At 72.1% G+C, this 6,000-nt stretch carries 5 protein-coding genes and 2 pseudogenes; all 7 read right to left on the bottom strand.

Features of this window, described 5'->3' with window-relative positions; all coding sequences use genetic code 11:
- A pseudogene (locus ABD198_RS11890) lies at positions 1–866 on the bottom strand (hypothetical protein); the annotation flags it as partial.
- The gene (locus tag ABD198_RS11885) at positions 863–1,756 is read right to left on the bottom strand and encodes an FAD binding domain-containing protein (RefSeq protein WP_344000154.1); all 894 of its coding nucleotides are present in this window, start codon (positions 1,754–1,756) and stop codon (positions 863–865) included. The pseudogene ABD198_RS11890 and the gene ABD198_RS11885, both read right to left, overlap by 4 nt.
- A gap of 288 nt (positions 1,757–2,044) precedes the next feature.
- The gene (locus ABD198_RS11880) at positions 2,045–3,667 is read right to left on the bottom strand and encodes a beta-N-acetylhexosaminidase (RefSeq protein WP_344000152.1); all 1,623 of its coding nucleotides are present in this window, start codon (positions 3,665–3,667) and stop codon (positions 2,045–2,047) included.
- A 40-nt stretch (positions 3,668–3,707) separates the two neighbouring features.
- The gene (locus ABD198_RS11875; RefSeq protein WP_344000150.1) at positions 3,708–4,553 is read right to left on the bottom strand and encodes a carbohydrate ABC transporter permease; all 846 of its coding nucleotides are present in this window, start codon (positions 4,551–4,553) and stop codon (positions 3,708–3,710) included.
- Positions 4,550–4,669: pseudogene (locus ABD198_RS11870) on the bottom strand (sugar ABC transporter permease); the annotation flags it as partial. The gene ABD198_RS11875 and the pseudogene ABD198_RS11870, both read right to left, overlap by 4 nt.
- 222 nt (positions 4,670–4,891) lie before the next feature.
- Positions 4,892–5,197: a DUF3039 domain-containing protein gene (locus ABD198_RS11865; protein WP_344000148.1), complete on the bottom strand. Its 306-nt coding sequence runs from the start codon at positions 5,195–5,197 to the stop codon at positions 4,892–4,894.
- A 29-nt stretch (positions 5,198–5,226) separates the two neighbouring features.
- Positions 5,227–5,799, bottom strand: coding sequence for a YqgE/AlgH family protein (locus ABD198_RS11860; protein WP_167998243.1), 573 nt, complete (start codon positions 5,797–5,799; stop codon positions 5,227–5,229).
- Positions 5,800–6,000: the final 201 nt, after the last annotated feature.

The raw sequence follows: 6,000 nt of genomic DNA, 5'->3' as shown, positions 1-6,000 counted from the left end.
CTGGTGCCGTCCTGCGCGGGCGGCGCGTCCGCGTGGGTGTGGCCGCCGGCGGGGGGCCGCCCGTCCTCGCCCTGCTGCTGTGCCGCGCCGGGCCGCGCGGGGCCGGTGCCGCGGTCGCGGGGGGCGTCGTTGTCGTCCTGCGGGACTCCGGGCACGCCGGGGCCCCAGGGGCGGCCGATGGACTGGGTGTTGGCCCAGGGCGCGGGGGCGCCGCCGGGAAGGGTGGCCGGAGGGTTGCCGCCCCACTGCTCGACCAGCGAGGACCGGGTGAACTCGCCCGATTCGTCGGGGATGTCGTTCGCCACGGGGATGGACCACTGCCCGGTCACGTCGTGGCCCGGCGCGCCGCCCTCGGGGTTGCCCTCGGGGGTGTTCGCGTTCGCGTCGCCGTAGGACCAGTGACCGGTGGCTCCGGGGTCGTAGCCGTATCCGCCCTGGCCACCGTGGCCGGACGCGCCGGGCTGACCACCCTGGCCGGAAGCGCCGGAAGCGCCGCCCTGCCCGTCCTGGCCGGCCTGCTGCTGACCGCCGTTCGGCTGGTTCACCGCGTTCGACGCGTCGGGGCTGCTCCAATGGGCGCCGTCCACGGGGGCGCCCGCGCCCGGCACGGACCAGGTGCCGGTGGCCGCCGGGTCGGTGCCCGCGGTGATGGCGGGGGCGACCGTTATCGGCGGCGGCACATAGCCGTGGCCCGGCGCGGCGAGCGGGCTGCCGGCGCCGGACAGCAGGGCGTCGATGCCGCCCTCGGGAAGCTGCACGAAGGCCGTGGCACCGTCGTCGTAGTCGCCCTGCGGCAGCGGGTCCCAGCGGCCGCCGCTGCCGGGCGCGCCCTCGCGGTGCCGGTCTCCGTGCTGGTCGTCGGTCACGACAGCGCCCTCCCCAGTGCTCGTCGGGCCAGCGCGGCGACGGTGCGCCGCAGGTGCAGTACGGCGGGCGGAAGCGGCGGGACCGTGCCGTCCTCGCCGGGGGCGGCGTCCGGGATACAGGCCGCGGCGACGTACTCCCCGAACGCGCTCAGCGCCTCCGGCACGATGGCGCGGTTGTTGTCCCAGTCGATCAGCTGGGCCACCCACTGCTCGGCCTCCAGGGGGCGCAGCGGCATGGGGGCGATGGCGCCCACCGCGCAGCGCACCCCGCGCCGGGCCGGGTCGAGGACGAGGGCGACGGAGGCGACCGCGCGGCCGGGTCCGGTGCGGCCGGTGGCCTTGAGGAAGACCTGGGGCGCGTGCAGCAGCGGCACGCGCACGAAGCCGATGAGTTCACCGGCGCGCAGCATGTCCACCCCGGCCAGCAGGTGCGACACCGGGATCTCGCGGCGGGCGCCGCCCGGGCCCGCGATGATCAGGGTGGCCTCCAGGGCGGCCAGCACGGGCAGCGCGTCGCCGGTGGGCGCGGCGGAGGCGATGTTGCCGCCGAGGGTGCCCGCGTTGCGGATGTGCGGCGGGCCCGCGGCGCGGGCGGCGGCGGCGAGCGCGGGGATGAGGGCGGCGAAGTCGGGGCGGCCCATCCGGGCGTGGGTGAGTCCGGCGCCGAGCAGCGCGTGGCCGTCGAGGTACTGCCAGCCGCGGATCTCGCTGATCTTGTTGAGGCCGACCAGCGCGGCGGGCCTGAGCTGCCCGGAGTTGACGGCGGCCATCAGATCGGTGCCGCCCGCGACGGGCACGGCGGCGGGCATGGCCGCGAGCGCCGCCACGGCCTCGTCCAGAGTCGTGGGCAGGGTGACGGCCTGCGCCGCCTGCGGTGCGTGCGTGCTCAAAGCCGGCTGCCCCTTCCCGCTTCCCACCTGGTGTCGCCTGGACCCGCCTGTGTTGCCGTACGGTACGTGCTGACAGGGCGGACGTGGCAACTCTGGCACATCTTGGCAAGCGCCGAAGACGGGGGTCCGCTAGGAGGCGTTCGCCCATCTCGCCACGGACATGGGAGCATTCCGGCAAGAGGGCACAGAAGTGCGAAGAGTGCCCGAATTGACACTCTTTGGCGATGTGCGGGGCGTTTCGCCACCGCAAGGGGTTCCTACCCAAGGGGTTCCTACCGCAAGGGGCGCCTAGCGCAGGGGCGGTGGCCCGTCGACGGGGCGGCCCAGCACTCCGGGGCGCCGCTGCCAGGGCCGGGGGCCGGTGGGCGGGCGGTAGGCGACGCCGAGGGCGTCGAGCCGCCGGTAGTGGGCGGTCATCCGCCGCTCGAAGCCGGCGAAGTCCCGCTCCTCCGGGGCGGGCAGGCTGCTCCAGGCGACCTCCGCGAAGGCGACGAGCCGGGGAAAGACCTGGTAGTCGACGCGCTGCTGGTCCTCCATCACCTCCGTCCACACATTGGCCTGGGTGCCCAGCACATGCCGGGCCTCCTCCGGCGTGAGCTCCGGCGGAACCGGTTCAAACCGGTAGACGTCCTCCAGGGTGCGCACGTACCCGATGGGCACGGGCTCGTCGGGGCCCGCGTCCTGACGGTGGTCCAGATACACCTGCTGCTCGGGGCACATCACCACGTCGTGCCCGGCACGCGCGGCGGCGATCCCGCCCCGGTATCCCCGCCAGGACGACACCGCGGCGCCTTTCGCAAGGCCGCCCTCGAGGATCTCGTCCCAGCCGATGAGCCGGCGCCCGCGCGCGGAGAGCCACTCGTCGAAGTGACCGATGAACCACGCCTGGAGTTCGTCCTCACCGGCGAGTCCCAGTTCCCGGATACGGGCCTGCGCGGCCGGAGAGCGGCGCCACTGGTCCTTGGGGCATTCGTCGCCGCCGACATGAATGAACTCGGAGGGGAACAGCTCCAGCACTTCCTCGAACACGCCCTCGTAGAACCGCAGGGTGTGGTCGGTGGGGGCGAGGACGTTCGGATTGACGCCCCAGGTGTCCCAGACCTTCAGGGCGGCGGTGTCGACGACATCGGTGTTGCCGAGTTCCGGATATGCGGCGATGGCGGCCTGCGAGTGCCCCGGTACGTCGATCTCGGGGACCACCTCGATATGCCGTTCGGCGGCGTAGGCGACGATCTCCCGGATGTCGTCCTGGGTGTAGTAGCCGCCGTGCGGCCGTTCGTCCCACAGGGGTGAGGCCCGGTGCCCGATTTTCGTACGGGCACGCCAGGAACCCACCTCGGTGAGTCTCGGGTGGCGCCGGATCTCGATGCGCCAGCCCTGGTCGTCCGTCAGATGCAGATGCAGCACATTGAGTTTGTGGGCGGCCATCAGATCGAGCTGGCGCAGCACTCCGTCCTTGGGCATGAAGTGCCGGGCCACGTCGAGCATCAGACCGCGCCAGCGGAAGCGGGGCGCGTCCTCGATCCTGACGTGCGGTACGGTCCACTGCCGGTCACGCCGGAGCGGCGCCCTGCGGAAGGCGTCGGGGCCGAGGAGCTGCCGCAGCGTCTGGGCGCCGCGGAAGACCCCGGCCGCGGTGCCGCCCTCGATCAGCACGCCGTGCGGGTCGCTGACGAGGCGGTACTCCTCGTCACCGAGCGCCCCGTCGAGCCGCAGGGCGATGCCGTCGCCCGAGGCACCGGCGGCCTCCCGCTCCTGTGGCAGCGGCAGTCCGGTGGCCTGGCGGAGCACGCCCGTCAGCCAGCGTCCGACGGCCTCGGCGCCGGGGGCGGCGTACAGTCCCGAGCGCTCGGTCAGCCGCACGTCACCCCGGGAAGGGACAACGGTGCGGGGAGCGGGAACGAGTTCCATGGGAGAACTCTGGGACATCGGGGAAGTCGGTGAGGTCACATCAGTCCTTTACCGCGCCGCCGAGTCCGGAGACCAGCCGCCGCTGTACGAGTACGAAGAAGACGAGCACCGGAATGGTCATCACCGTCGACGCCGCCATCACTCCGCCCCAGTCGGGCTCGTCCGGCTTGTAGAAGACCAGCAGCGCCATCGGCAGCGTCGACTGGGAGATGTCACTGATGATGAACGACTTGGCGAACAGGAAGTCGTTCCAGGTGGAGATGAAGGAGAACACGCTCGTGGCGACCAGCCCCGGCAGGACGAGCGGGAAGAGAATCTGCCAGAGAAATCTGGCCCGGCTCGCCCCGTCGATGCGGGCGGCCTCTTCCAGCGCCGTCGGAACGGCCTTCACGAACCCCCGCAGCATCCAGATCGCGAACGGCAGCGAGAAGGCGATGTGCGGCAGGATCAGCGACCACAGCGTGTTCAGCTGCCCGAGATCCCGCATCACGAAGAACAGCGGGATGGTCAGCGCCTCCACGGGCACCATCTGGGCCACCAGAAACATGATCAGCAACGTGGTGCGCATCCGGAACCGGAAACGCGTCACGGCGGTCGCGGCGAGAAAGGCGATCAGCGCGGAGGCGATCACCACGGCCACCGCCACGACGACACTGTTGAGGAAGTAGCGGCCGAATTCCTGCTGTCCGAACACCCGCCGGAACGAGTCCAGGGTGGGCGACACCGTCCACGGCCGCGGCTCGGCCGACTCGATCTCCCCGGCCGGTTTGAAGGCGCCGAGCACCATCCAGTACAGCGGGAAGGCCACCACCGCGGCGATCACCAGCGCCGAGGCCTCCGCCGCGAGCCGCCACGGACGGCGCACCCGCGCACTCGGAAGATTCACAGTTCCTCCCCCTGGCGGCGCAGCAGCCGCAGATAGACCAGCGTCACGGCGAGCAGGATCAGCAGCATCACCACGCCGATCGCCGCGCCCAGGCTGTACTGCGAGGACGCGAACGCCAAGAGGTGGACCAGAGGTCTCAACCACTCTGTGACCGGCCGAGGCATCCTGTGCAACGCAGGACCGGCGCCCACCAAGCCCCCGGACCGGGGCCGTCACGAAGAGCACCCGCACAGCACACGCCGGCCTGCAGAGCCCCGGACGCACGAAGGCCCCCGGGGGCGCGCATCAGCGCACCCTCGGGGGGCCTCGAAGGCCTGAACGGCCCGGCGGCGCGGCGGCTACTTGTCGCCCTTGCCGCCTTTGCCGCCCTTGCCGCCCTTGCCGTTGTCGTCCCCGGAACCCATGGAGTCGTAGATCTCCTTGCACATGGGACAGACGGGGTACTTCTTCGGATCGCGGCCGGGCACCCAGACCTTGCCGCACAGCGCCACGACGGGCGTGCCGTCGAGGGCGCTCGCCATGATCTTGTCCTTCTGGACGTAGTGGGCGAAGCGCTCGTGGTCACCGTCGCCGTGGGAGGTCTGCGGCGTCGGCTCGACGAGGGTCCCCGTACCAGTCCCGCGCTCGGGCTCAAGAGTGCTCATAGAGCCCAGGGTACTGAAGCGCACCCGCTTCAGTTGAGCGTCGGGTCGTCCGGATAGGTCGCGACCATGGCGAGTTCGCTGCGCTGGCGGCGCAGCACCTCGCGCCACAGCCGCTCCGGGGACGGGGAGGACACGTCGCCGGGCTCCGACTCGACGACGTACCAGGCGCCGTCGGCCAGTTCCTCCTCCAGCTGACCGGGGCCCCATCCGGCGTACCCGGCGAAGATGCGCAGGGAGCCGAGCGCGGAGGCGAACAGCTCCGGCGGGGCCTCCAGGTCGACCAGTCCGATCGCGCCGTGCACCCGGCGCCAGCCGAGCGGTGCCGCCTCGGCGTCCGCGTCGCCGGGTACCACGGCGACGCCGAGGGCCGAGTCGAGGGACACCGGCCCGCCCTGGAAGACGACTCCGGGTTCGCCCGTCAGGTCGGCCCAGCCCTCCAGGATGTCCCCCACGTCGACGGGGGTCGGGCGGTTGAGGACGACACCGAGCGAGCCCTCCTCGTCGTGGTCGAGGAGAAGCACCACCGCGCGGTCGAAGTTCGGGTCCGCCAGGGCGGGGGTGGCCACGAGCAGCCGCCCTGTGAGCGAGGACACCTCGGTCATGCCAGACATGATCCCGCATCTTCGCCGCGAGTGGGGAGGCAATGCGGGTACGGGAGTGAACGCAGCTCAGGGGGGACGGAAGCACCCCCGGCGCACGAGGCCGGCCGGTGACCGCTCGCACACGCCGGAGAACGGTTCGTGTTGTGACAGATCCATGACGTGGCTGGTCCGTACTCGGGCTTACAGAAGGGGGGTGGAGGG

The sequence above is a fragment of the Streptomyces thermocarboxydovorans genome (assembly GCF_039524635.1).
In the GTDB taxonomy this organism is placed as follows: domain Bacteria; phylum Actinomycetota; class Actinomycetes; order Streptomycetales; family Streptomycetaceae; genus Streptomyces; species Streptomyces thermocarboxydovorans.
The sequence above is the reverse complement of the archived record's forward strand: the minus strand, read 5'-3'. Positions and strand labels throughout refer to the sequence as shown.

Excerpts from the sequence above, each read along its gene's own strand:
- ABD198_RS11880 (WP_344000152.1), bottom strand. The coding sequence starts at position 3,667 with ATGGAACTCGTTCCCGCTCCCCGCACCGTTGTCCCTTCCCGGGGTGAC.
- ABD198_RS11865 (WP_344000148.1), bottom strand. The coding sequence starts at position 5,197 with ATGAGCACTCTTGAGCCCGAGCGCGGGACTGGTACGGGGACCCTCGTC.
- ABD198_RS11860 (WP_167998243.1), bottom strand. The coding sequence starts at position 5,799 with ATGACCGAGGTGTCCTCGCTCACAGGGCGGCTGCTCGTGGCCACCCCC.